This window comes from Mesorhizobium sp. WSM4849 (assembly GCF_055811385.1).
In genome coordinates this window covers 94,467-116,958 of the sequence record NZ_JBVVPW010000007.1, presented here as the reverse complement: position 1 = coordinate 116,958, position 22,492 = coordinate 94,467, and the positions used below count along the sequence as shown (strand labels likewise).

20 protein-coding genes and 1 tRNA gene are annotated in these 22,492 nt (G+C 62.0%); 10 read left to right on the top strand and 11 right to left on the bottom strand.

The window, feature by feature from the left end:
• The first annotated feature begins 23 nt into the window (after positions 1 to 23).
• The 7 genes from AC0L3L_RS09655 to AC0L3L_RS09625 all read left to right on the top strand — a co-directional run bounded on the left by AC0L3L_RS09655 (position 24) and on the right by AC0L3L_RS09625 (position 7,251).
• Entirely contained in the window at positions 24 to 773 is a 750-nt protein-coding gene (locus AC0L3L_RS09655; RefSeq protein ID WP_473488767.1) for a FadR/GntR family transcriptional regulator, read from the top strand.
• A gap of 41 nt (positions 774 to 814) precedes the next feature.
• Complete coding sequence (locus AC0L3L_RS09650; protein WP_473488768.1) at positions 815 to 2,401, top strand: ABC transporter substrate-binding protein; 1,587 nt, start codon at positions 815 to 817, stop codon at positions 2,399 to 2,401.
• Between the two features lie 82 nt (positions 2,402 to 2,483).
• On the top strand, positions 2,484 to 3,443 hold the full coding sequence (locus tag AC0L3L_RS09645; RefSeq protein WP_473637386.1) for an ABC transporter permease: 960 nt from the start codon (positions 2,484 to 2,486) through the stop codon (positions 3,441 to 3,443).
• Positions 3,443 to 4,333, top strand: a complete 891-nt coding sequence (locus tag AC0L3L_RS09640; protein ID WP_473488770.1) for an ABC transporter permease — start codon at positions 3,443 to 3,445, stop codon at positions 4,331 to 4,333. Before AC0L3L_RS09645 ends, AC0L3L_RS09640 begins: the two co-directional genes overlap by 1 nt.
• A gap of 19 nt (positions 4,334 to 4,352) precedes the next feature.
• The gene (locus AC0L3L_RS09635) at positions 4,353 to 5,270 is read left to right on the top strand and encodes a dihydrodipicolinate synthase family protein (RefSeq protein WP_123149250.1); all 918 of its coding nucleotides are present in this window, start codon (positions 4,353 to 4,355) and stop codon (positions 5,268 to 5,270) included.
• A gap of 2 nt (positions 5,271 to 5,272) precedes the next feature.
• Positions 5,273 to 6,280, top strand: coding sequence for an ABC transporter ATP-binding protein (locus AC0L3L_RS09630; RefSeq protein WP_473637385.1), 1,008 nt, complete (start codon positions 5,273 to 5,275; stop codon positions 6,278 to 6,280).
• Positions 6,281 to 6,282: 2 nt separating this feature from the next.
• Positions 6,283 to 7,251, top strand: a complete 969-nt coding sequence (locus tag AC0L3L_RS09625; RefSeq protein ID WP_473637384.1) for an ABC transporter ATP-binding protein — start codon at positions 6,283 to 6,285, stop codon at positions 7,249 to 7,251.
• Positions 7,252 to 7,283: 32 nt separating this feature from the next.
• On the opposite strand, the gene AC0L3L_RS09620 is transcribed toward AC0L3L_RS09625, so the two are convergent.
• The 9 genes from AC0L3L_RS09620 to AC0L3L_RS09580 all read right to left on the bottom strand — a co-directional run bounded on the left by AC0L3L_RS09620 (position 7,284) and on the right by AC0L3L_RS09580 (position 17,218).
• A complete protein-coding gene (locus AC0L3L_RS09620) occupies positions 7,284 to 7,772 on the bottom strand; it encodes a nucleoside deaminase (RefSeq protein ID WP_473637383.1) in 489 nt (162 codons plus the stop codon).
• Between the two features lie 340 nt (positions 7,773 to 8,112).
• Positions 8,113 to 9,753, bottom strand: coding sequence for an ABC transporter ATP-binding protein (locus AC0L3L_RS09615; RefSeq protein ID WP_473637382.1), 1,641 nt, complete (start codon positions 9,751 to 9,753; stop codon positions 8,113 to 8,115).
• Positions 9,750 to 10,673 (bottom strand): ABC transporter permease, encoded by a 924-nt coding sequence (locus tag AC0L3L_RS09610; protein ID WP_473637381.1) that lies wholly within the window; start codon positions 10,671 to 10,673, stop codon positions 9,750 to 9,752. Before AC0L3L_RS09610 ends, AC0L3L_RS09615 begins: the two co-directional genes overlap by 4 nt.
• A gap of 3 nt (positions 10,674 to 10,676) precedes the next feature.
• On the bottom strand, positions 10,677 to 11,591 hold the full coding sequence (locus tag AC0L3L_RS09605) for an ABC transporter permease (protein WP_473488775.1): 915 nt from the start codon (positions 11,589 to 11,591) through the stop codon (positions 10,677 to 10,679).
• A gap of 82 nt (positions 11,592 to 11,673) precedes the next feature.
• Complete coding sequence (locus AC0L3L_RS09600) at positions 11,674 to 13,185, bottom strand: ABC transporter substrate-binding protein (RefSeq protein ID WP_473637380.1); 1,512 nt, start codon at positions 13,183 to 13,185, stop codon at positions 11,674 to 11,676.
• A gap of 107 nt (positions 13,186 to 13,292) precedes the next feature.
• On the bottom strand, positions 13,293 to 14,198 hold the full coding sequence (kdgD, locus tag AC0L3L_RS09595) for a 5-dehydro-4-deoxyglucarate dehydratase (protein ID WP_473637379.1): 906 nt from the start codon (positions 14,196 to 14,198) through the stop codon (positions 13,293 to 13,295).
• 62 nt (positions 14,199 to 14,260) lie between these two features.
• The gene (locus tag AC0L3L_RS09590; protein ID WP_473637378.1) at positions 14,261 to 15,013 is read right to left on the bottom strand and encodes a FadR/GntR family transcriptional regulator; all 753 of its coding nucleotides are present in this window, start codon (positions 15,011 to 15,013) and stop codon (positions 14,261 to 14,263) included.
• Positions 15,014 to 15,174: 161 nt separating this feature from the next.
• The gene (gene trxC, locus AC0L3L_RS09585; RefSeq protein ID WP_473637377.1) at positions 15,175 to 15,624 is read right to left on the bottom strand and encodes a thioredoxin TrxC; all 450 of its coding nucleotides are present in this window, start codon (positions 15,622 to 15,624) and stop codon (positions 15,175 to 15,177) included.
• Positions 15,625 to 15,640: 16 nt separating this feature from the next.
• A complete protein-coding gene (locus tag AC0L3L_RS09580; RefSeq protein WP_473637376.1) occupies positions 15,641 to 17,218 on the bottom strand; it encodes a bifunctional aminoglycoside phosphotransferase/ATP-binding protein in 1,578 nt (525 codons plus the stop codon).
• A 395-nt stretch (positions 17,219 to 17,613) separates the two neighbouring features.
• On the opposite strand from AC0L3L_RS09580, the gene AC0L3L_RS09575 reads away from it, so the two are divergent.
• Positions 17,614 to 18,450: a universal stress protein gene (locus AC0L3L_RS09575; protein WP_473637375.1), complete on the top strand. Its 837-nt coding sequence runs from the start codon at positions 17,614 to 17,616 to the stop codon at positions 18,448 to 18,450.
• A gap of 113 nt (positions 18,451 to 18,563) precedes the next feature.
• Here the strand turns inward: AC0L3L_RS09575 and AC0L3L_RS09570 are convergent.
• A tRNA-Pro gene (locus tag AC0L3L_RS09570) sits at positions 18,564 to 18,640 on the bottom strand.
• A 203-nt stretch (positions 18,641 to 18,843) separates the two neighbouring features.
• Between AC0L3L_RS09570 and AC0L3L_RS09565 the strand changes: the two genes are divergently transcribed.
• Positions 18,844 to 20,364 carry a phosphomannomutase/phosphoglucomutase gene (locus tag AC0L3L_RS09565; protein WP_473488782.1) on the top strand — a complete coding sequence of 507 codons (1,521 nt, stop codon included), beginning with the start codon at positions 18,844 to 18,846 and terminating at the stop codon, positions 20,362 to 20,364.
• A 218-nt stretch (positions 20,365 to 20,582) separates the two neighbouring features.
• Here the strand turns inward: AC0L3L_RS09565 and AC0L3L_RS09560 are convergent, their stop codons facing one another.
• Positions 20,583 to 21,473: an NmrA/HSCARG family protein gene (locus AC0L3L_RS09560; protein WP_473637374.1), complete on the bottom strand. Its 891-nt coding sequence runs from the start codon at positions 21,471 to 21,473 to the stop codon at positions 20,583 to 20,585.
• 100 nt (positions 21,474 to 21,573) lie between these two features.
• Here AC0L3L_RS09560 and AC0L3L_RS09555 point away from each other — a divergent pair, with 100 nt between their 5' ends.
• Positions 21,574 to 22,485: a LysR family transcriptional regulator gene (locus AC0L3L_RS09555; RefSeq protein ID WP_473637473.1), complete on the top strand. Its 912-nt coding sequence runs from the start codon at positions 21,574 to 21,576 to the stop codon at positions 22,483 to 22,485.
• Positions 22,486 to 22,492 lie beyond the last annotated feature (7 nt).

Genomic DNA, 22,492 nt, shown 5'->3' with positions numbered 1-22,492 from the left:
TTTGCAGCGGCTCTGGGAGCAAAATGCCGGAACCCAAATCGATCTCGGAGACCAAGTTGATCTCGGAACAAAAATCGATCGAACCGCTGACCCGACCGCCGCTGCTTCACGTCAGCGTGCAGGAGAGCCTCAGGAAATATATCCAGAGCAACAAGCTCAAGGCGGGGGACCCCTTGCCTCCGGAGACCTTCCTGGCGCAGCGGCTCGGCGTCGGCCGCAACTCGGTGCGTGAAGCGATCAAGGCGCTGGAGTCGATCGGCATTCTGGAGACGCGTCGCGGCATCGGTGTGTTCGTCAAGGAATTCTCGTTCAAGCCCTTGCTGGATAATTTGGCATATGGCCTGCAGGACTCGTTGCGCGACGTCGAGGAGCTGCGCGAGATCCGCCGGGTCCTTGAAACCGGCCTGATCGCCAAGACGATCGAGATGATCAGCGCCGAAGACATCGCCGCGCTGCGCCAGCTGACCGAAAGCATGCGGCGGCGCGCCGAGCGCCAGGAGAGCTTTGCCGAAGAGGACCAGCAGTTCCACCAGCTGCTGTTCCGCTGCCAGAACAATCACATGCTGAGCGCGCTGATCGACATCTTCTGGGTGGCGTTCAACAAGGCCTCGAACTTCACCAGCCTCGACAATCCGACACCGCTGGCGACGTGGCGCGACCATCACGAGATCGTCGAGGCCGTCGCCGCCAAGGACGTCGACCGGGCGCGCGAGCGCCTCGACGACCACTACAGGGGTATTCAGCAAGTCATCGCCAAAAACCGGATTACCTGACCCAACGCCGGACTACCTGACAATGCAAAGGGAGGAATACCATGCGCATCAAGACTATCGCTCGTCATCTGGCCGTTACCGGACTGCTGCTCGGCGGCATCGGCCTGGCCACTAGCGTCCAGGCACAGGACGCCAAGACCATCACCGGGGGCTTCGACGTCGGGCCCGGCGGCTTTCCCAAGAACTTCAATCCGCTGGCCGCGACCGGCGGCTTTACCTGGCTCAGCACCTATTTTGAACCGCTGGTCATCTACAACGCCGATCTGACCGAACTCGAAGGCGATCTGGCCAAGGGCTACAAGGTCAGCGACGACAAGCTGACCTATACGTTCAACCTTGCCCAGGAGAGCTGGCACGACGGCAAGCCGTTCACATCCAAGGACGTCAAGTTCACGCTTGAGCTCGCCAGGAACAAAGCCTCCGGCAGTTTGTTTGCCGCGCGCCTCGGCGACATCGCGTCGGTCGACGCGCCGGACGATCGCACCGTGGTCGTCAAATTGTCGAAGCCCAACGGCTCCTTCCTGTCGGTTCTCTCGCAGGTGATGATCCTACCGGAGCATGCCCTGGCCGCGATGCCGCCGGAAACGCTGGCCACAAGCACCTGGTGGTCCACCACTCCGGTCGGCACCGGCCCTTTCAAGTTCAAGCGCTATGTTAGCGATCAATATGTCGAACTGGCCGCGGATGACGACTATCGCGGCGGCAAGCCGAAGGTCGACGTGCTCATCAACAGGTATTTCGAAAGCCCGGCGGCGGCCGTTGCCGCGCTGCGCGCCGGAGAAATCCAGTTCACCTATGTCGAGCCCGACGATGCGGTATCCTTCAAGAGCGACAGCAATTTCAAGGTGATCGAGGGCGCCTCCTATGTGGTCAACTACATCGGCCTCAACCAGAAGGTCGAGCTCTTTAGGGATGTTCGCGTGCGCCAGGCGATCATGTACGCGATCGATCGCAATGCGATCATCGAGAGCCTCTATGGCGGGGCGGCCAAACCGGCCAATTGCGGCTACGTCGCGCCGCACCTGCTTCCCGAAGGCCTCGAACCCTATGCCTATGATCCGGCAAAGGCCAAGGCTCTGCTTGCCGAGGCTGGCTGGGACAAGATCAACGGCGACAAGCCGATCACCTTGCTGACCTATTACGGCTCGCCGCAAGCGGCCAATGTGATGGCTGCCATCCAGTCGATGCTGGCCGAGGTCGGGATCAATGTGGTGCCGCGCGTCGTCGATACGCCGACTTATAACGGCATCGTCTACAAGGAAGGCACGCCGGACTGGAACGCGTTTGCGATGGTCTATGCCGGCCTGCAGAACGGCCCGAATCCGGCTGGCATCAGCCCGGGTCTCAACAAGTCCCAGATCCCGCCGGCAGGCTTCAACACCATGCGCATCGAGTTCGACGATCTCAGCGCTGCATTGGACGCCGCGCTCGGCCAGACCGATCCGGCCAAGATCGATCAATCCTGGCAGCAAGTCTGCAAGGTGATGAACAAGGATCTGCCCTGGGCGACATTATGGGTGGCCAATCGCTATGGCGTCGCCTCCAACAAGCTGCGTGACTTTGTCTGGACGCCGGCGCCGGCCGGCGGTCCTTATGCGGCTCACCCGGAACGCTGGGATATCCAGTAAAACGGCTGGCGGGCCACGCCGGCGCGCCAATGAAACGGGCCGGCACGATGCCGGCCCCGCTCACCATCACCACGGATAGCCAATGCTGAGTTTCATTGCCCGCCGCAGCGCTACAGGACTGTTGATGCTGGTCGCCCTGAGCGTCCTCATCTTCATCCTTCTGCGGCTGGCGCCCGGCGATCCGATCGACGCCTATATCAACCCGTCCAGCCCGATGTCTGCTTCCGACCTTGAAGTCCTGCGCGACCGGCTTGGGCTCGACCAGCCGCTTCCCGTGCAATATCTCGCCTGGCTTCGCGCCGCGCTCGGCGGCGACTTCGGCTATTCGATCCAGCGCGGCGGCGTTGCCGTGCTGCCGCTGGTCATGGAGCGCATCGGCCCAACCGCGCTGTTGATGGGCACCGGCCTGGCCATCGCCATCGTGCTCGGCATTTCCGCCGGCATCTTCAGCGCCGTCCGCCGTAACACGCTGCCCGACATCGCTCTGTCGGTGGTTTCTTTCGTCGGCATCTCCAGCCCGGCTTTTCTGACGGCACTTCTCGGGCTGTACTTTTTCTCGGTGCTGTTGCGCTGGGCGCCATCAGGCGGCATGCAGACCGCCGGCGCACCTTTTTCCGTATCGGACGTGCTCGCGCATCTCGTCCTGCCCGCCTGCCTGCTGTCCATCGGACACGCCGCGCTGATCATGCGCTACATGCGCGCGTCGCTGCTGGAAGTGCTCAACCAGGACTATGTGCGGACCGCGCGCGCCAAGGGAGTGCGCGAATTCTGGGTGATCATCAAGCACGCGACCCGCAATGCGCTTTTACCTGTTATCACCCTGATCGGCTCGACGGTCGGCATCGCGATCGGCGGCGCCATCTTCCTCGAAAGCGTGTTCAACTGGCCGGGCATGGGCCTGCTGCTGGTCAACGCCGTCGGCACAAGGGATTACCCGGTGATCATGGGCGCCACCTTGGTAATCGGCATCTGCGTCATCCTGGTCAATCTCCTGACCGATATTGTCTATGCCGTCGTCGACCCGCGCATTCAGGTGTCGTGATGACAATCACCGCGCCAGACCCGACAGCCGTGCCGAAAACCAAGGGACCGCTCCGCCGCGCGGTCGACCGCTTCTTTGAGAACCGTGCGGCGCGCGCCGGTCTGCTTATCGTCGTCCCCATCCTGCTGGCAGTCTCGACCTATCCTCTATGGTGGCCGTTCAGCCCCAACTCCATCGATCTCAGGGCGATCAACAAGGGACCGTCCGCCATTCATTGGCTAGGCAGCGACGGCGTCGGCCGCGACGTCATGGCCCGGCTGCTGCAAGGCGGGCGGATCTCGCTGCTGGTCGCCGTATGCTCGGTCGCCATATCGATCGTCATCGGCTTCCTGGTCGGCGCTGTCGCCAGCTTCGGCGGGCGCCTTGTCGACGGCACGGTGATGCGCTTCGTCGATCTCGCAATGACGCTGCCGCCGGTGATCTTCCTGCTCGTGCTCGCTTCGATTGCCGGCACCGGTATTGCGCCGACCATCCTGGTGATCTCGCTGCTCTCCTGGCCGGTGCTGTCGCGCATGGTGCGCGCCCGGCTGCTCGAGCTGCGCGAGCGTGACTTCGTCGTCGCCGCCCGTGGCATGGGGGCGGGGCTGCCGCATCTCCTGTTCCGTCACGGCCTGCCGAACTGCATCGACATTCTTGTCGTCTATGCCACGCTGCAGATCGCCAACGCCATTCTACTCGAAGCCGGTCTCTCCTTCCTCGGTCTCGGCATCGCGCCGCCCGAAGCCAGCTGGGGCAACATGCTCAATCTCGCCCGCTCCACCGTGGTGCTCGAGCAATATCCCTGGCAATGGATGTTTCCCGGCGCCGTCCTCGTGCTCACCGTCCTGGCCATCAACTTCATCGGCGATGGCCTGCGCGATGCATTCGACCCCCGTTCCGATCTCAACTGACCTGAAGGTTTTTTCAAAAATGCCCCTGTTTACCGGCGTCGTGCCACCTGTCGTCACCCCGCTCCATTCCGATTTCAGTGTCGACTTGCCGTCGTTCACCCGGACGATCGAAAACCTGCTCGACGGCGGCGTCCACGGGCTCTTCGTGCTCGGCTCGACCAGCGAAGTAGTCTTCCATGACGAGGCCGGCCGCAGGGCCATCATCGAGCACGCGGTCAAGGTCAACAACGGCCGCGTTCCGATCTTCGCCGGGGTCATCGACCCGACAACCGATCGTGTCATCAACCACGCCCGGACAGCCAGATCGGCCGGCGCCGACGCTGTTGTGGTCACAGCGCCCTTCTATACCCGCACCAGCCAGCCCGAGATCGGCGATCATTTCCGCTATATCAAGGACGCGGTTGATATCCCGATCATCGCCTACGACATCCCGGTCTGCGTCCATGTCAAGCTGGAGCGCAGGACCACCGTCGGCCTTGCCAGCGAAGGCGTTATCGCCGGTATCAAGGATTCCAGCGGCGATGACGGCAATCTGCGTTATGTGCTCAAGGACATGGCCAACGATCCGAGTTTCTTCGGCATGACCGGGTCCGAGATCCTGGTCGACAGCGTGCTTGCCATGGGTGCGCATGGTGTCGTGCCGGGCCTCGCCAACGTCGACCCGCACGGCTACGTCAGGCTGTGGAACCTGATGCAGGCGGGTCAGCACGCCGAAGCCCGCCTGGAGCAGGAGCGGCTGTTGAAGCTGTTCGAGATCGTCTGGATCTCGCTCGGCAGGACAAGCGCCGGCTCGGCCGGCGTCGGCGCCTTCAAGAGCGCGATGAAGAGCCTCGGCATCATCGCCTCCAACACCATGGCGCGGCCGCAACGCAGCTTGAACGACGAGGAAACCGCAAAGGTCGAAATCATCCTTCGCGACGTCGGATTGCTCCGCTGACCGTGGACGCTCCGATCCTCTCGATTTCCGGTCTGCGGGCGGTGTTCCGTATCGCCGGACGCGACATCGCCGCCGTGCAGGACGTCGATCTGGTGATAGGTTCGGGCGAGACGGTCGCGCTGGTCGGCGAGTCCGGATCGGGCAAATCCGTCACCAGCCTGTCGATCATCGGCCTGCTGCCGAAGAAGATCGGGCGCATCGCCGAGGGATCGATCGCGCTGCGGCGCAGGGACGGCACTGTCACCGAGCTGACCGGCCTCGATCCTGAGTCGCTGCGCAAGGTGCGCGGCAACGACATCGGCATGGTGTTCCAGGAGCCGATGACCAGCCTCAATCCGGTCTACACCATCGGCGAACAGATCGCCGAGCCGATCCGCATCCATCTCGGCAAGTCGCATCGTGATGCGGCCACTGATGCCGTGCGACTGCTGGCTCAGGTCGGCATTCCCGATCCCGATCGGCGGGCGCGGCAATACCCGCATGAGCTGTCGGGAGGGATGCGCCAGCGCGCCACCATCGCCATGGCATTGTCCTGCGATCCGACCTTGCTGATCGCCGACGAGCCGACCACTGCGCTCGACGTCACCATCCAGGCCCAGATTCTCGACCTGCTGGCCGAGCTGCAGGCGCAACGCGGCATGGGCATTCTGTTCGTCACGCACAATCTCGGCGTCGTTGCCGAGATCGCCGACCGGGTCGCGGTGATGTATGCCGGGCGCATCGTGGAATCGGGTCCGGTGAGCGAGGTGTTCACTCGTCCGCGTCATCCCTACACCGCCGGGCTGATGCGTTCGGTGCCGCGGCTCGGCCAGGCCACCACGCTGAAGGCAGCAGGAACGCCACTTCCGACCATCGCCGGCAATGTTCCGTCGCTGGCCTTGCTGCCCAATGGCTGCTCCTTCGCGCCGCGTTGCGCCCTGGCTGTCGATGCCTGCCGCACTGCTGTACCGCCATTGTTCGCGGCGACACCGACCCAGCAAAGCCGTTGTTTGCGCTGGGAGGATCTCTGATAGTGGACGCCCCCTTCCTTTCGGTCAGGAAGCTGACCAAGCATTTTGCGCCGACGGCGTTCTCGCGCGGTCCCGTCGTCAGGGCGCTGGAAGATATTTCCTTCGACATTGCGCGCGGCCAGGTGGTCGGTCTCGTTGGCGAATCCGGATCGGGCAAGACCACGATCGGCCGCTCGGTGCTGCGTCTCATCGAGCCGACGTCCGGCGAAATAAGATTTGACGGCGTCGATATCACCAAGCTGAGCGCCGGCTCGCTGACTCGCCAGCGCCGCAAGATGCAATATATTTTCCAGGATCCGTTCGCCAGTCTGTCGCCGCGCATGACCATCGGGCAGATCCTGACCGAAGGCCTGGATATTCAGGGCATCGGCAACAGGCCCGAGCGGCGGGCGAGGGCGGAGAAGGCACTTGCCGCGGTCGAGTTGCCGGTCGACGCCTATGACCGCTACGCCCACGAATTTTCGGGCGGGCAGCGTCAGCGCATCGGCATCGCCAGGGCGCTTACGCTCGAACCCGAATTCATCGTCGCCGACGAGCCGGTCTCTGCCCTCGATGTCTCGATCCAGGCGCAGATCATCAATCTTTTGCGCGACCTGCAGGTCCGGCTCGGTCTGACCATGCTGTTCATTTCGCATGACCTGGCCGTCGTCGAATATATCTGCGACACGGTGATCGTTCTCTACCTCGGCCGGATCATGGAAGTCGCGCATGCTGCCGCGCTCTATGCCCGGCCGCAGCATCCCTATACGCGCGCGCTGCTTTCGGCCATTCCGTCGCTCGACCCACTGGCCAAGCAGGGCCGGCAGGTGCTGAAGGGCGACATTCCAAGCCCGGCAAATCCGCCAACCGGGTGTGTTTTCCGAACCCGTTGCCCGGTTGCCCTGGATGCTTGCGCCGGCATCGTCCCGCCATTACGGGCAACAACGTCCGATGGCCATCTGAAGGCCTGCATTCGCGACGACATCGCCTAGCACTCACTCGTTTTCCGCGCGCGCCAATTGAGCTACTTGTCTTCCCAGAAATCGGCGTGGAGTTGCGCCGCTTCATCAGCAAGCAGCGGGCCGACGACTTCAGTCGGACGCTGCCCAGCTTCGAAAACGATCGTGCAGGGGAGATCGAGTGTGGGATTCTCGACGTGTGCACCCGTCAACCCTTTGACGTCATGTTCGCTCTGCCCAAAGACAACCCTTCCGATGCCCGCCCAATAGATTGTCCCGGAGCACATCGCGCAAGGTTCGGCCGAAGTGTAAAGTGTGCAGGAGGCCAGCTTTTCGAGACTGAAATTCATCCCCGCCCACGAGGCCAGCAGCCTTTCGGCATGAGCGGTGCGGTCGCCCCCTCCGGATTTGTAACCGTTGAGTTGCTCGCGCAACACATTGCCGTCTTTGTCAGCGAGGAGCGAACCAAAGGGATGTTCGCCAGCATCGCGGGCCCTGCGCGCGACTTCGAACGCCTGACGGAGCAGGCGCTCATCATAGGGGCGTTGTGGCATCGGCAGATCCTCCGGCAGTGCGGTTTGATCATAGTGCCGAACAATCCGCCGACTCAAGTCGGCGGATTCGGCTCGGCAATGAGGGGCTGAACAGCGTCAGCGCTGCTCTGTTCTGTGTTCCGTCAGCCATTGTCCCGATCTCGGACGGACCAGACGAGAATGTGCTCATCAATCCTCGTCATCCTGCCGCGGCCCGAATCAAAATCGTACGAGTCGATCCGTTCGAGCTTGACGTTCGGCTGTTCAAAGGTTGACTGCGGGAGGATGAAACCCGGGCCGGTGCAGAAGTCTCCGCGACGCGCGGTTGGCACTGCCAGGCGTTGTTCGCGCATCGCCCGGACTATTGGGCTTGCGTAAGCCATTTGGGCCTGGGCACAGCCTGCAACAGGCTTTGCGTATATTCGTGGCGAGGCGCCCCGAACAGCGCCGAGGTTTGGCCTTCTTCGACAATCCTTCCATCTTTCATGACCATGATCCGGTCCGCGAAATGGCGCACGATCGGCAAGTCGTGGGTGATGAAAATATAGGAGAGGCTGAGCCTGGTCCTAAGGTCGGACAGAAGGTCGATCACCTGCGCCTGGATAGAGACGTCGAGCGCCGAAACCGCCTCGTCGCAGACGATCAGTTCCGGCTCGCTCGCAAGCGCTCGCGCAATGGCGATGCGCTGTCGCTGGCCCCCGGAAAACTGGTGCGGGTAGCGGTCGGCGTGCTCCGGCAACAGCCCTACCAATTCCAGGAGCTCTGCCACTCGAGCCTTCCACCTGTTCTTCGACAGAATATCGCGGTGGATCACCCAGGGTTCGGAAATGATCGAATAAACGCGCATGCGCGGATTCATCGATCCGTACGGATCCTGGAATACCATCTGGACCTTGCGCCGAAACGCCATAAGCCGCTTCTCGTTCATTTCGAAGATGTTCTCACCGGCAAACACAGCCTTGCCGGCGCTTGGCTCGTTCAGCCCCAACAGCATGCGTGCGACGCTCGATTTGCCGGAGCCCGACTCGCCGACGATGCCGAGCGTTTCTCCTCTCCTGACCTCGAAGCTTATGTCGTCCACCGCCTTGAACGTCCGCTTGCTGCTGAAGGCTCCGGAAGCAAGCACATAGTGCTTGGTGAGATGTTCCACCTTGAGCAGGGTCTCGTCGGCGGTCGTCGTCGAACGCTTGTTCGGCGCCTCCGCTGCGTTGCCGTGGGGCAGGGCGGAGATGAGGCGGCGCGTATAGGCGTGCTGCGGATTGCTGAAGACCTCCTTGGCGATGCCTGTCTCCACAACCTTGCCGCCGTTCATGACGATAATCCGGTCCGCCATGGACGCGGCGACTTCGAGGTCATGGGTGATCATGATCAACGCCATGCCGGTCTCGCGCTGGAGATCACGCAGCAGATCGAGAATCTGCGCTTGCACGCTGACGTCCAAAGCGGTCGTCGGCTCATCGGCGATCAGGATGTCCGGTTTCAGCGCGATCGCCATGGCAATCATTACGCGCTGACGTTGTCCGCCCGAGAATTGATGCGGATAGAAGTCAACGCGGTTTTCCGGCTCTGGAATGCCCACGCGCCGAAGCAGCTCTATGGTCTTGGCGCGTGCGTCCTTGCCGGCTCCCGCGCCGTGGCTCTCATATACCTCCTCGATCTGGCGCCCCACCGTGTAGACGGGGTTCAAATAGGCGAGCGGATCCTGAAAGATCATCGCAATTCTGCGGCCGTTGATGCTTCGGCGCGCCTCGGCACCGAGGCCCGAGAGTTCGACGCCATCGAAGAGGCAGGAACCGGCCACGACATCGCCTGGCGGACAGTCGATGAGATCCATCACCGTGCTGGTGCTGACGCTCTTTCCCGAACCGCTTTCGCCGAGGATCACCAGTGTCTCGCGACGGCTGACGTGGAAAGAGACATCGTCGACGGCGCGTACCGGCTCATCGTCCGAAAGGAAATCGACGGTCAGGCCCTCGACTTTGAGAATGGTCGCGTTGCTCATCGGGCAGCTTTTCGCAATGTCTGAAGACGCCAGCGTTGCTGCGGATCAGCGACGGTGCGCGCCCAGTTCGAGAGGATGTTGAGCGACAGCGTCGTCAGCATGATCGCAAGACCCGGCCAGAATGCGATCCACCAGGCGGTGGCGAGATAGCCGCGGCCGTTTGCCACCATTGCACCCCAGGTAAAGTCAGGTGGCTGAATGCCGAGGCCAAGGAAACTCAGCGCCGATTCCGATAAAATGACGGTCGCGAAATCAATGGCGGAAATCGTCACAAGTGTCGGCAGGACCAGGGGTGCGATATGCCGGACGATGATCCGGGTCGGCTTCGCACCCATGGCTCGCGCCGCGCTGACGAACATGCGCTCGCGCAGCTCCAGCACCTCTGCGCGCGCCGTTCTGAGGTAGATCGGCATGCGCGTGACGGCGAGAACGATCACCAGGTTGGTGATGCTCGGGCCCAGCGTGTAGAGCACGATGAGCGCCAGCAGCAGCGAGGGAAAGCTCATGACGACATCGGCCAGGCGCAGGATGAGATGGCTGTACCAGCGCTCCGAATAGCCCGCTATCAGGCCCAGCGTTCCGCCAACCAGCATCGACGCGAATACCGCAGCCGCGGCAATGCCGAACGTGTTCTGCGCGCCGACAATCAGCCTGGCCAGGATGGGCCGGCCGAGGGTATCGGCGCCGAGGACATAGATCCAGCCGCTGGCCAGCGAGAACGGGGCGAGATTGCGCTGGCGCAGCCCCAGCCGCGAAGCGGCGTCGCCCACCAGCCACGGGCCGAGGACCGCCGCGATGACGACGATCGCCAGGAAAATAGCGGCGGCGAGCGCAAGCCTGTCGCGCTTCAAAAAGGAGAGAAGCACGCTGCCGCTGCCTGGAACGGCCGCCGGCTTGATGTCGGGGGTGATGATCGTCATGGCTCAGTACCGGATGCGCGGATCGAGAACCGCATAAAGCAGGTCGATCGCGATGTTCAGGATGAAGATGGCGGTAGCCGTCACCAGAATGGTCGACTGGACGACAGCAAAATCGCGCTGGATGATCGAGTCGATCATCAGCTTGCCGATGCCGGGCCAGCCGAATATCGATTCCACGACGACAGCGCCGTTGACGAGACTGGTCGCCAAGTCGCCGGCGACCGTGACGACGGGCAGCAGCGAATTGCGAAGCGCATGCCCGAAGATGATCTTCTGACGAGGCAGGCCCTTGGCCCTTGCGGTCTTGATGTATGGAGAGGCAAGTGCGGACAGCATCGTTCCGCGCACGACCTGCACCAGGAGACCGAAGGGACGAAGCATCAGCACGAAGCTGGGCATGATCCAATGCGCCCAGCTTCCGGTGCCGGATGTCGGCAAAAGCCCGAGCCCTACGGCGAAGACAAGGATGCCGACGATGGCGACCCAAAAATCCGGCGCGCTTGCGCCGGCCAGGGAGACGAAGCTGGCGACACGGTCGAAGATGCTGCCCGGCCGCGCGGCCGCCAGAGAACCGACAAGGATAGCCAAAGCGGTCGACAGGGTGATCGCGACGGCGGCAAGTTTCAGCGTTTCCGGGAACGCCTCAAGCGCGACCTGCATCGCCGAGCGGTTCTGGCGCAGCGATTCACCGAAATCCAGCTGCAGAAGATCGCGCAAATAATCCAGAAACTGCCAATAGATCGGCTGATCGAGGCCGTTCAACCGCGCGAACGCGGCCCGAGCTTCCGCAGTCGAGTCCAGAGGCAGGTACAAGGCGGAAGGATCGCCGGTAAGCCGTGTCAGGAAAAAGACCAGCGTCAACAGACCTATGACCGACAGGATGCTGTGGAACGCGCGGCGTCCAAGATAGGTAATCATTTGGGATGCCCTTGGACGGATATCGACGGAGGCAACGGGTCAGGGCGCAGGGTCACGATCGGACCCAGCGCCCCCGTATCACTCAGTCTTTTTTGATAGCGATATTGGCCAGCGGTATTTCGCTGTTGGTGGTGATATCGGGCTTCCATTCCAGCCTGGTGCCAACACGGGTATAGCCGATCATATGGAACATCGGGATGTCCGCCACCACTTCGTTGCGGACCTTGCCGAAGATCGCCTTGAAGCTGTTCGTGCGGGCCTCGCCGGTCGCCGCCAGGGCCGCGTCTATCTCCTTGTCGAATGCCGGATCGGCCAAGGTCGAGTAGCTGCCGCTCGATCGGTAGAAGATCGGAACCGTGAAGGCCGCATCGCCCTTGTTGTTGTCATGCATCATCTGCAGGAGATTGGGGCCGCGCTCCGGCGGGAACGGCTTTTGCAGATAGCGCAGCCAGTCGGCGACATCGAGCATGGTAAGCTTGACGTTGAGGCCGGCGTCCTGCCACATCGTCATCATGGCCTCCATCGCTTCGGCGCCGTTCGGATAGATGCCGTTTCGCCCGATGAGCTTGATCTCGGTGTCGACCGCGACACCCGCCGCGCGCGCCTCTTCGACGAGCTTTTTCGCCTCTTCCGGATCGTACGGCCAAGGCTCGAGCGCATCGTCATGGCCGTTGATCCCGGAAACGACCATTTGCGACGCACGCTTGACGTCGTCGCCGAACAGCTGGGCAAGGCCTTCCCAGTCGATCGCCAGGTTGAGCGCCTTGCGGACGCGCAGGTCATCGAGCGGCGGCTCGGCGGCATCGATGCGGATGGCGGTGGTTTCGGAGTTCAGGTAAGCGAAATCCGTCTCCGGATTGCTGGCGTCCTGGATGGCAATCGACGGCGTCAGGTCGGCTTCCCCGGTTTCGACCATGGCCGCTCGAATCGATGATTCGGGCCGCCAGACATAGGTTGCCTTGGTGATCTCCGGCTTCTTGCCCCAATAGCCATCGAACGCGTCCAGCACCACGGTTTGCGGGGAAAAGGTCGATAGCGTGAACGGGCCGGTCCCGACCGGATCGTTCACCGCCTGGTCGACCGGTGTCTTCGGCGAGACGATCATGACCACGCTCAACAGCGTCGGCATGATGGGTTCGGGCCTGTCCGACTTTATCTCGACGGTCAGATCGTCGACCGGCGTCAGCGTCAGCTTGGCATCGCCGAATTTCGCAATGTTGCTGCAAGTGATCTTGCCGCTGATCATCCTGTTGATGGAGAATGCGACCGCATCCGCGTTGAGTTCCGTTCCGTCCTGGAACTTCACGCCCTCGCGCAGCTTGATCCGCCAAGTCGTCGGGTCCACGCTGGTCCATTCGGTCGCCAGTTTCGGCTGAGGTTGTCCGGTGGTCGGATCGATGACGGTCAACGATTCAACGACGTTTTGGCTGAGTATCTGGCCGACATTGGTGATGATGGTGCCGCAGGGCTCCAGATTGGCCGGCTGCTCCGGCAGGACGATACGGATTTCCTGCGCCGCTTCTTGTGCGACAGCCGATGGCGCGGCAGCGGTCATCAATACGACAGCTGCAATCGTATGAACGCTTCTATTCATGTCTCTCCTCCCTTTGATCTTCCGCTTGGGATCTTCCGTTCTGGCTGTCGTGCGACGGGCGAACCTCCTCGGCGCGTTCGTCCGACAATTTGCCGATCTCCCGGCGACTAGCCGGCGATTTTCGCGATCAGTCCGCGCAGCATGTCTTTCTCCTCCGGCTTCAGATCCGTCAGCGGCGGCCGAAGGGGACCGGGTGTCCGTCCGATGAGTTCGACGCCTGCCTTGATGATCGACACCGGATAACCTTGCTCGCGATCGCGCAAAGCCGCGAAGGGGAAGAAGAAGCTGTGCAGGATTTCTTCCATCGCAGCGCGATTGCTTGTCCGCATCGCCCTGTAGAAGCGCTGTGCCAATTCCGGCACGAAGTTGAAGACCGCAGAGGAATAAGTCGTCACTCCGGCGCCGTTGAAGCCTTCGGCGAAGAGCTCATGCGTGGGCATGCCACCGATGTAGCAGAGCCGATCGCCGAGCTTTGCGGTGACGTGGCGGACAAGATCGATCTTGCCTGTGCCGTCCTTGAAGCCGATGAGGTTTGGGCACGCATCAGCAAGGCGGGCAACCGTGTCGGCATTGGCGACCGAGTTCGCACGGTTGTAGATGATGACGCCTAGGCCGGTGGATTGGCACACGGCTTTGACATGCCGGAATATCCCCTCTTGCGAGGCCTCCATCAGATAATGCGGCAGAAGCAAGAGACCGTCGGCCCCCGCAGCCTCGGCGCGGCGAGCAATTTCCGTGGCGAGCGCCGTGCCGTAACCACAGCCGGCGATGATAGGCACGTCTCCCGAGGCATCCTTGGCAGCACGGGTAACGTCGGCGACCTCTTCCGGCGACAGGGAGAAGAATTCACCCGTGCCGCCGGCCGCGAACAGGGCAGCGGCACCGAACCCCGACAGCCATTCCACATGCGCGCGATAGCTTTCGAGATTGAGGCTGAAATCCTCGTTGAAATGTGTGACCGGAAACGACAGCAGCCCTGAAGCGACACGCGACTTGATTTCATCTGGCGACAAAGGAACTCATCCCACAATTAATATGATGTCATCCAGATTCATATGATGAGTATGCGGACGAGTCAACTGCTGGTGTTGTCTTGATTTGTCGAGCGCCGGACGGTGAGGGCACGATAGCGCTTTATCCCCGTCACCAGATGGCGGCGCATCGCCTCACGCGCCTTTTCCGGGTCGCGGGCGAGGATCGCATCGGCGATTTCCCTGTGCTCCTCCAGAATTGGATGGTCGCGATTGGGCAAGGGATCGATGCCGCCCATCATCGTCTTGAACTTCACCCGCGGGATCATCCGCCGGCCGATATGTTCGAGGAATGCCTTGAACCTGGCGTTGTTGGTTGCGGTGGCAATCGCCAAGTGGAACTGGAAGTCCGCCTCGTCGGTGGGTTGTCCTTGCGCCATGAGATCGGCGAACCTTTCGACCTGGGCCTCGATTTCGGCCTCCTGCGCCGGCGAACTGCGGGCTGCAGCAAGGCCCGCTGCCTCGACTTCGATGCCGATGCGCAGCTCGAGCTCTTCGATGATGTCCGAGATCTTGTTCGTTTCGTCGGTGAAGAGCTTCAATCCCTCGTCGACGGGTTTCGGGCCGAGAACGAAGACGCCGGCGCCTTGCCGCGATTCCACCAGCCCGTCGGCGCGAAGCGCGGCAATGGCCTCCCGGACGACAGTGCGGCTGAACCCGAACCGGTCAATCAGCGCGGGTTCTGTCGGCAATTTGTCGCCAGGCGCATAAAAGCCGGCTTCGATCTGGCCGCGCAGCGCATCTGCGACCTGAGAAACGAACGACCTGCGGGACGTTCGATGTTCGGCCTGCTGCATGGGTCCTCCAAACTTTGCCGGGTCATGAGGATCCATACTCCCAGTGCGGGTCAAAAGCGAGGTCATCATATGAAATTTGTCATAGCCCTCAGATCATCATATGGCTTTCTGCGCTCGCTTGCTGATGCGGCCAGCGGCGATCATCCACAGCGTGACGGCTTTCAGGCCGCGGCCGTCGGCAGGTGATCGCGGACCCACCTGACGATCTGCCCCGCCGTCATGGCGCCGGATGTGCGCGCAACCTCCTGTCCGCCATGGAAGAGGATCATGGTCGGGATGCTGCGAATGCCGAGCCTGGCTGCAACGGCCTGCTCATTATCGGAGTTGAGCTTGATCAGGCGAACATGCGGCTCCAGTTCGTTTGCTGCTGCTTCATAGGCCGGCGCCATCATCTTGCAGGGGCCGCACCACGGTGCCCAGATGTCGACGACGACGGGGAGGCTGCTTCGTTTGACGTGGCGATCGAAGCTCTGTGCGTCGACGTCCTCGGGATGGCCCGAGAACAGCTTGGAGCCGCACTTTCCGCATTTCGCGTCCCCGGCATCCCGTCCAGGCGGCAGGCTATTGACCCCGCCGCATTTGCCGCAAACCACCAGTTTTTCCTGCGTCATGCCCATTCACCCATCTTTATGCGCGTCGCCGCCACGATGCTGTCTTGAGTGGAGCACCCTGCGCAGCAGCGGCCGCTTCCGAAACGCTTGCCAACTCGGCGGCGATATCGGCGAGCTTTCGATCGGCGTCGACCTTGCGCCAAGTGGACTGGGTGGCCTTTCGTTGCAATTGCCGCGAAAGGATATCGATGGTGGCATCGGAAGGGCCACCCCGACGCTCGCTTACCCGTCGCCAAAGAACAAGCGGATCCGCCTCCAGCCAGAATCCGGCGAAAGCAAGGTCTCTGCCGTTTGCCGCCTTCTCGATGCGGTCGCGATCGGCCGGCCGGTCGAAGACGGCATCGGCGACCACCGAACCGCCTTCGGAAAGGATCAGGTCGGCGCGCCATGCCATTTCGCGGTAGACGCGGTCCGACACATTAGGTCGATAAGCCCTGTCCGGCAGCTTCGTCTCGGCCGGCACACCGTGCATCGCTTTGCGGATGCGGTCGCTCTCGACAATGCGCGCGCCGGGCGGCGCGCCGACATGTGCGGCGAGTGCCTCGGCAACGGCCGTCTTGCCGGAGCCGCTCAAGCCGCCGATGGCGATCAGCCGCGGCGGCCTTACCTGGAGAAGTGTTCGAGCGTGCTCGAAATAAGATCTGGCCTCGGCAATCAGCCCGCCGGAATCGTCACCGCCTTCCTCGATCTGGGTTGCGGTGACATGCGCGCGCACTGCGGCCCGCACTGCCATGAAAAACGGCAGGAGAATGAAGCCGTCCTCGTCGTCTGCTTCGTCGAGGTAGCGGTTCATCACCAGGTTGGCGAGTTCCGGAAACCCGCGACGCCAAAGGTCCATCAGCAGGAAGGCCAGGTCGTAAAGCACATCGATGCTGGCGATCTGGTCATTGAATTCGACGCAATCGAAGAGGCGGGGCTCTCCGTCGAAGAGAAAGATGTTGCGCAGATGCAGGTCGCCGTGGCATCGCCGGATCTTGCCTGCCGCCTCCCGCCGGTCGAGCAGCTCGCGATGACGGCCGAGGGCGGTGCGGAAGATCCCGGTGAATGCCTTGATCTCGGCTGCTTCGAAAACATGGCTGGTGGCAAAGCCGGCTTCGTTGATGGCGAGCACGCCTGCCAGGTTCGAGGATCCGCTGCCGTTGTGGACCTCCGGCGCGCCGCGATGATAGCGCACGACCATGCGCGCGACCGCCGTCATCAACGCAGGCGTCAGTTCGCCGCCGACTGCCATTCGATCGAGCAGCTTCGACTGGTCGAAGCGGACCATCTCGATCGCCGCATCGACCAGGTCGCCGCTTCCGTCGAAGGCGAGCTTGCCGCCGGCCTCTCGCGTGATGCGCCGCACACCCAGATAGAGGCCGGGCGCGGTCTTGGAGTTGAGCTCGACCTCCTTTTCGCAAGCGGCGAGCCGCAGGACCGCAGTCGAGAAGTCGACATAGGGCAGTTTGACTGCTCGTTTGATCTTGTAGGCGCGCTGGCCAACCAGGAAGATGCGCGAGATATGGGTTTCGATCGCCTCGACCGGCCCGCTCTCGCCATATGCAGAGGGGTTCATCAACATCGCGGCCACGGATTCCTGATCTTCGACGATCATCGGGTGCCTCTTTAATCTGTATCAATCTGTATCGAACCCTTGGAATCCGACGAGCGCGGTCGCTGAAATTCCACGCCATCAGGCCCTTACTGCTGCAGCGTCTGGATATAACCAGCCAGGTCATGGATGCGTTCCGCGGTGATGCTTTTCCGGTGTTCAGGCGGTATTTCTTAGCGTCCTCCGGAAGAAAGTTGGCGACCACACAGGCATGTCGCGATCGCCATGTTCCGGCACGACGTAACGGCCTGAAGCCTATTGGCGTCGGCACTGGCCATGTTGATACGGATCAAATGATGCGCGGCGGCGTTCTTGACTCAGCGCTAGGAGCGCGCCGAGCCGTCTCGCTGTTTTTGCAACGACGATTGGGCTTTGACGCAAAATCGGGAGCAGCCGCCATGGCTTTCAGGACGATACTTACCGTTACGGGACCGAACAAGGGAGACGACGATCTCAAGCTCGCCGCCGGCCTGTGCACCGAAATCGGCGCCCATCTCGCTGTTCTGGTCGTTGCCGTAGCTGCGCCGCCACCGGTCGGGGAGTATGCCGCAGTCGTTTCAGAAGCCTGGCTCGAGGAGCGTCAGGCCGACGAGAATCTGTTGAAGAAGCGAACCGCTGCCGTGTCGGCTTTTCTCGCCGGCAGGGTTCTTTCGGCCGATGTCTCCAACGAGTATCCGGAAGCCGGCTGGGCCGACGACACCATCGGCCGCCGTGCCCGCTACGCCGACATTACGGCTATTGGACCGGAGTTGCTTGCCAACGAAACGCTGAAAAGCAAAGCGATCGAAGGCGTATTGTTTTCTTCGGGAAAGCCCTTGCTGCTCATCCCCGAGGGACCGAGGCCGACACTGAAGCCGAAGCGCGTGCTGATCGCCTGGGACGCCCGTCTGGAGTCATCGCGTGCCGTCCGCGAGTCGCTCGACATGCTGCCAGGTGCCGATGAGGTGCACCTTGTCATGGTCGATCCGGTGGAGGACGAATACCGCCACGGGGCCGAACCCGGAGCCGACGCCGCTGCCTATCTCGCGTGGCATGGCGTAAATGTCACGGTCGACCGGCTGCCCAGCTTGGATCATTCAGTCGCCGACGTGCTTCGCAGGCACGCGGTCGACATGGCCGCCGATCTGATGGTGATGGGCGCCTATGGTCATTCCCGGTTGCGCGAGCGCATCTTCGGCGGCGTCACCGTCTCGATGCTTGAAGACCCGCCGATGCCGATCCTTATGGCGCGTTAGCCGCCGGCCAATACGGCATGGAAGTCACGCCGAAAACGCGTAGAAGATTTGGGCTTGCGAGTGAGTTTCAGGTGGGAGGCAGCTTCGGGAAAAAGCTAAGTGCTTGTTTTTTCTGGTCGGAGTGGCAGGATTTGAACCTGCGACCCCATCGTCCCGAACGATGTGCGCTACCAGGCTGCGCTACACTCCGTGACCAGACCGCGGGCTTATAGCCGCCGCACTTCGTTCCTGCAAGCGCCAATGGCAACGCTTCTGTCGCATTTCTTCCGCTTTCGCCGTAACGTCATACAGGTTTCAGTTCCCTGCGGGATAAACACCGCTTAAGGGCTCATGTTATAGGCATGGCCACCTGCGTTAAAACCACTCTGATTCCAGCCGCTTGGAGTTGCTGTCTTGTCCCTGAAGATCGTTAGCGAAGCCCTTCCCAACACCTTCGAGTTTGAAACCTCGGCGCTGATCAAGGCGTCCGGCTTTCGTGAGTATGATGCGCGCTGGTGGTTCGGCCATCCTGGATCTGCGAAGCCGCCTGAGCTCAACCTGATCGGTGTCCAGGCGCTCGGCATGGGGCTCGGCACGCTGATCCGACGCCTGGGCGCCGGGCCGGATATCGTGACCGGTCATGATTTCCGCTCCTATTCGCTGGCGATCAAGCTGGCGCTGGTTTCCGGGCTGATGGCCGCCGGCGCGCGGGTTAGGGATATCGGGCTGGCGCTGTCACCGATGGCCTATTTCGCCCAGTTCGCGCTCGACACGCCGTCCGTCGCCATGGTCACCGCCTCGCACAACGAAAACGGCTGGAGCGGCGTCAAGATGGGGGCGGCGCGTCCGCTGACCTTCGGCCCGGAGGAAATGAGCGCATTGAAGACGATCGTGCTTGCCGGCGACTTCGATCTTATCGGCGGCGGCTCCTATGACTTCGTTGCGGATTTCCGCAAAACCTATCTCGACGACCTGACCCGGGACAAGCGCATATCGAGAAAGCTCAAGGTGGTCGCCGCCTGCGGCAACGGCACCGCCGGCGCCTTTGCACCTGAAGCGCTGGAGCGGATCGGATGCGAGGTGATCCCGCTGGACGTCGAGCTCGATCATACGTTTCCGAATTACAATCCCAATCCCGAAGACATGAAGATGCTGCACGCGATCCGCGACAAGGTGCTGGAGACGGGAGCCGACGTCGGGCTCGGCTTCGACGGCGATGGTGACCGCTGCGGCGTGGTCGACAATGAAGGCAACGAGATCTTCGCCGACAAGGTCGGCGTCATGCTTGCGCGCGATATCGCGCGACTGCATCCCGGCTCGACTTTCGTCGTTGACGTCAAGTCGACCGGATTGTTCAACACCGACGCCGCGTTGCGCGCCGATGGCGCCATCACCGACTATTGGAAGACCGGCCATTCCTACATAAAACGGCGCGTGGCCGAGCTTGGCGCCATCGCCGGTTTCGAGAAATCCGGTCATTTCTTCTTCAATCCGCCGATCGGGCGCGGCTATGACGATGGTCTCATCACAGCTATCGCCATCTGTCAGATGCTGGATCGCAGCCCGACCAGCAGTATGGCCGATCTCTATCGCGACCTGCCGCTGACCTTCGGCACGCCGACCATGTCGCCGCACTGCGCCGACGAGCTGAAATACGGCGTGGTCGAGCGGGTCGTTTCCGATTTTCAGGCAATGAAGCAGGACGGCACGGTCTTCGCCGGCCAGAAGATCGCCGATCTGATAACCGTCAATGGCGTGCGCGTCGTGGCCGAGGACGGCACCTGGGGCCTGGTGCGGGCGTCGTCGAACAAGCCGGAGCTTGTCGTCGTGGTGGAGAGCCCGGTGTCATCCGAGCGGCGCCGGCAGATGTTCGAAGCCGTCGATGCGGTGCTGCGCCGCAGCCCTGAAGTCGGCGCCTACAACCAGACGTTCTAATGCATGTCGCGCAAAAGTGTGCAGCGGTTTTGCGATAACGACATGCATAAAACAACAACCTAAAGCGCGTCGCATGAGGCCGGTCAAAACGCGACGCGCTTTAGGTTTTCTCATTTCATCGCGGCGTTAGAAGGCCACGGTGGGGAGCGGACCAAATTTTCCCGTTACAGCTGGTCCGCTCCCCCCAGTTTTCATCGGCCGATGATGTCTACAGGAACTCAGGCAGCGGAATAAGCCCGCTCAAGGGCACGCCAGTCGAACTTCCGCGCCCAGTCGGCAAAACTGTGCCAGCGGACCTCCGGGAAATCCCTGTGCAAGGCAGCGATATCGACGTCATAGCCGACGCGGTCGAACCATTCGAACATCAGCGCCGTATCTTCGCTTTGTTGGCGGGCCACCGCGATTGGAATTGCCTGATAGTTGATCGGGCGGCCGATGGACTGCGAAAGGATCTTGGCCTGGTCTTCGCCGGACAACTCGTCTCCCGCAATATCGAAGCGCTTGCCGAACACGCGCTCGCGTCGCTCGACCAGGGCGGCAACGAAGGCGCCGATGTCGGCAAGTGCGACCAGCTGGAGGACACGTTTGGCGGGCATTGCAAAGGCATGCGTGCCCTGGCTGAGCGCGCCGATCGACCACGGCGCGACGAAATTCTCCATGAAGGCAACCGGGGCGCTGATCGTATAGGGAATGCCGAGCCGTTCGACATGCTGCTCGACGAGATATTTGCTTTCGAAATGCGGGATGCCGGTTTTCTTGTTGGCATCGGCAACGGACGAATAGATCAGATGCCCGACGCCTGCAGCCTTGGCTGCATCGGCGGCTAGAATCCCCTGGCGGGTCTCCTCTTCCATCCCGGCTTCGTAGCTGTTGCCCATCAAGAACATGGTGTCGACGTCTTTGACTGCCTTCACAACGGAGGCCGTATCGCCGAGATCGCCGGCCACGATCTCGGCGCCTACCGACGCCAGCTGCCGTGCGCCATCGCTGTCCGGCTTGCGGGTCAGTGCCTTGACGCGATGTCCACCACTCGACAGCAAAGCACGCGCAACTGCGCCGCCTTGCTGGCCTGTGGCGCCGGTCACCAGAACGTTTCGTTTGGTGGTCATCTTGTTCGCTCCTTTTCCGTTCGCTGGAGCAAAATTAGGACCTATCGCATTGATGCATAACCACCTATAATTGGAAAACGTTGTCCCAACAATGGATACAATGCTCGACCTCAACGACATCGTGGTGTTCGCTCGCGTCGTCGAAGCTGGCAGCTTCACCGCCGCCGCGCGCCTGCTCGCCATGCCCAAGACGACGGTCAGCCGCCGCATTGCCGCGCTCGAGCGCGAGGTCGGGGTCCGCCTGTTGCAGCGCACGACACGCAGCCTCAATATGACGGACGCTGGACGGCTCTATTACGAGCAGAGCAGCCAGGCGCTGCGGACGATTGAGGAAGCAAATTTGCGCCTCGCGGAAGCAAGAGCGGAGCCATCGGGCACGATCCGCGTTTCGGCTCCTGTCGGCTTCGGCGGCTATTTCCTCACCCAGGCGGTGGTCGACTTTCTTGCGATGTATCCAAAAACCAAGGTCGAGCTCCGCCTGACCGACGACAAGCTCAACCTGGTTGAGGATGGTATAGATCTCGCCTTCCGAACCGGCATCCTTCAGGATTCGACGCTGATTGCCCGCAAACTCGGTTCCACGCACAGGCTGCTCTGCGCCAGCCCGGACTATCTCGCAAGGCACGGGATGCCGGAACGCCTGGCGGATCTCGCGCACCACCAGTGCGTCATCGCAGGCCCTTCGACCTCGGGCACCCATTGGGTGCTGGACGGGCCACACGGCGAGGAAACGGTCACGGTGGCCGGGCGCTTCGCCGCGAATGAAATGCAGGCGGTCGTTGCGGCCACGCTCGCAGGCTTCGGCATCGCCCAATTGCCGCACAGCATCGCCGAGCCCCTCATCAATGGGGGGCGGCTGAGCCGCGTTCTCCGGGACTACACGACTCCGGTCGGCGGGCTGCATGTCCTATATCCGAGCAGCCGGCATCTTTCGCCCCTCGTCAAGGAATTCATCGAGCTCGCATCCGACCGGATTTCCAGTCGGGCAAATACAGCGGCTGACCAGCAGTAGCCGCGAG

Excerpts from the sequence above, each read along its gene's own strand:
- AC0L3L_RS09600 (WP_473637380.1), bottom strand. The coding sequence starts at position 13,185 with ATGAATAGAAGCGTTCATACGATTGCAGCTGTCGTATTGATGACCGCT.
- AC0L3L_RS09605 (WP_473488775.1), bottom strand. The coding sequence starts at position 11,591 with ATGATTACCTATCTTGGACGCCGCGCGTTCCACAGCATCCTGTCGGTC.
- AC0L3L_RS09590 (WP_473637378.1), bottom strand. The coding sequence starts at position 15,013 with ATGCAGCAGGCCGAACATCGAACGTCCCGCAGGTCGTTCGTTTCTCAG.
- trxC (WP_473637377.1), bottom strand. The coding sequence starts at position 15,624 with ATGACGCAGGAAAAACTGGTGGTTTGCGGCAAATGCGGCGGGGTCAAT.
- AC0L3L_RS09635 (WP_123149250.1), top strand. The coding sequence starts at position 4,353 with ATGCCCCTGTTTACCGGCGTCGTGCCACCTGTCGTCACCCCGCTCCAT.
- AC0L3L_RS09620 (WP_473637383.1), bottom strand. The coding sequence starts at position 7,772 with ATGCCACAACGCCCCTATGATGAGCGCCTGCTCCGTCAGGCGTTCGAA.
- AC0L3L_RS09610 (WP_473637381.1), bottom strand. The coding sequence starts at position 10,673 with ATGACGATCATCACCCCCGACATCAAGCCGGCGGCCGTTCCAGGCAGC.
- AC0L3L_RS09655 (WP_473488767.1), top strand. The coding sequence starts at position 24 with ATGCCGGAACCCAAATCGATCTCGGAGACCAAGTTGATCTCGGAACAA.
- AC0L3L_RS09580 (WP_473637376.1), bottom strand. The coding sequence starts at position 17,218 with ATGATCGTCGAAGATCAGGAATCCGTGGCCGCGATGTTGATGAACCCC.
- AC0L3L_RS09555 (WP_473637473.1), top strand. The coding sequence starts at position 21,574 with ATGCTCGACCTCAACGACATCGTGGTGTTCGCTCGCGTCGTCGAAGCT.
- AC0L3L_RS09615 (WP_473637382.1), bottom strand. The coding sequence starts at position 9,753 with ATGAGCAACGCGACCATTCTCAAAGTCGAGGGCCTGACCGTCGATTTC.
- AC0L3L_RS09650 (WP_473488768.1), top strand. The coding sequence starts at position 815 with ATGCGCATCAAGACTATCGCTCGTCATCTGGCCGTTACCGGACTGCTG.
- AC0L3L_RS09560 (WP_473637374.1), bottom strand. The coding sequence starts at position 21,473 with ATGACCACCAAACGAAACGTTCTGGTGACCGGCGCCACAGGCCAGCAA.
- AC0L3L_RS09645 (WP_473637386.1), top strand. The coding sequence starts at position 2,484 with ATGCTGAGTTTCATTGCCCGCCGCAGCGCTACAGGACTGTTGATGCTG.
- AC0L3L_RS09640 (WP_473488770.1), top strand. The coding sequence starts at position 3,443 with ATGACAATCACCGCGCCAGACCCGACAGCCGTGCCGAAAACCAAGGGA.
- AC0L3L_RS09575 (WP_473637375.1), top strand. The coding sequence starts at position 17,614 with ATGGCTTTCAGGACGATACTTACCGTTACGGGACCGAACAAGGGAGAC.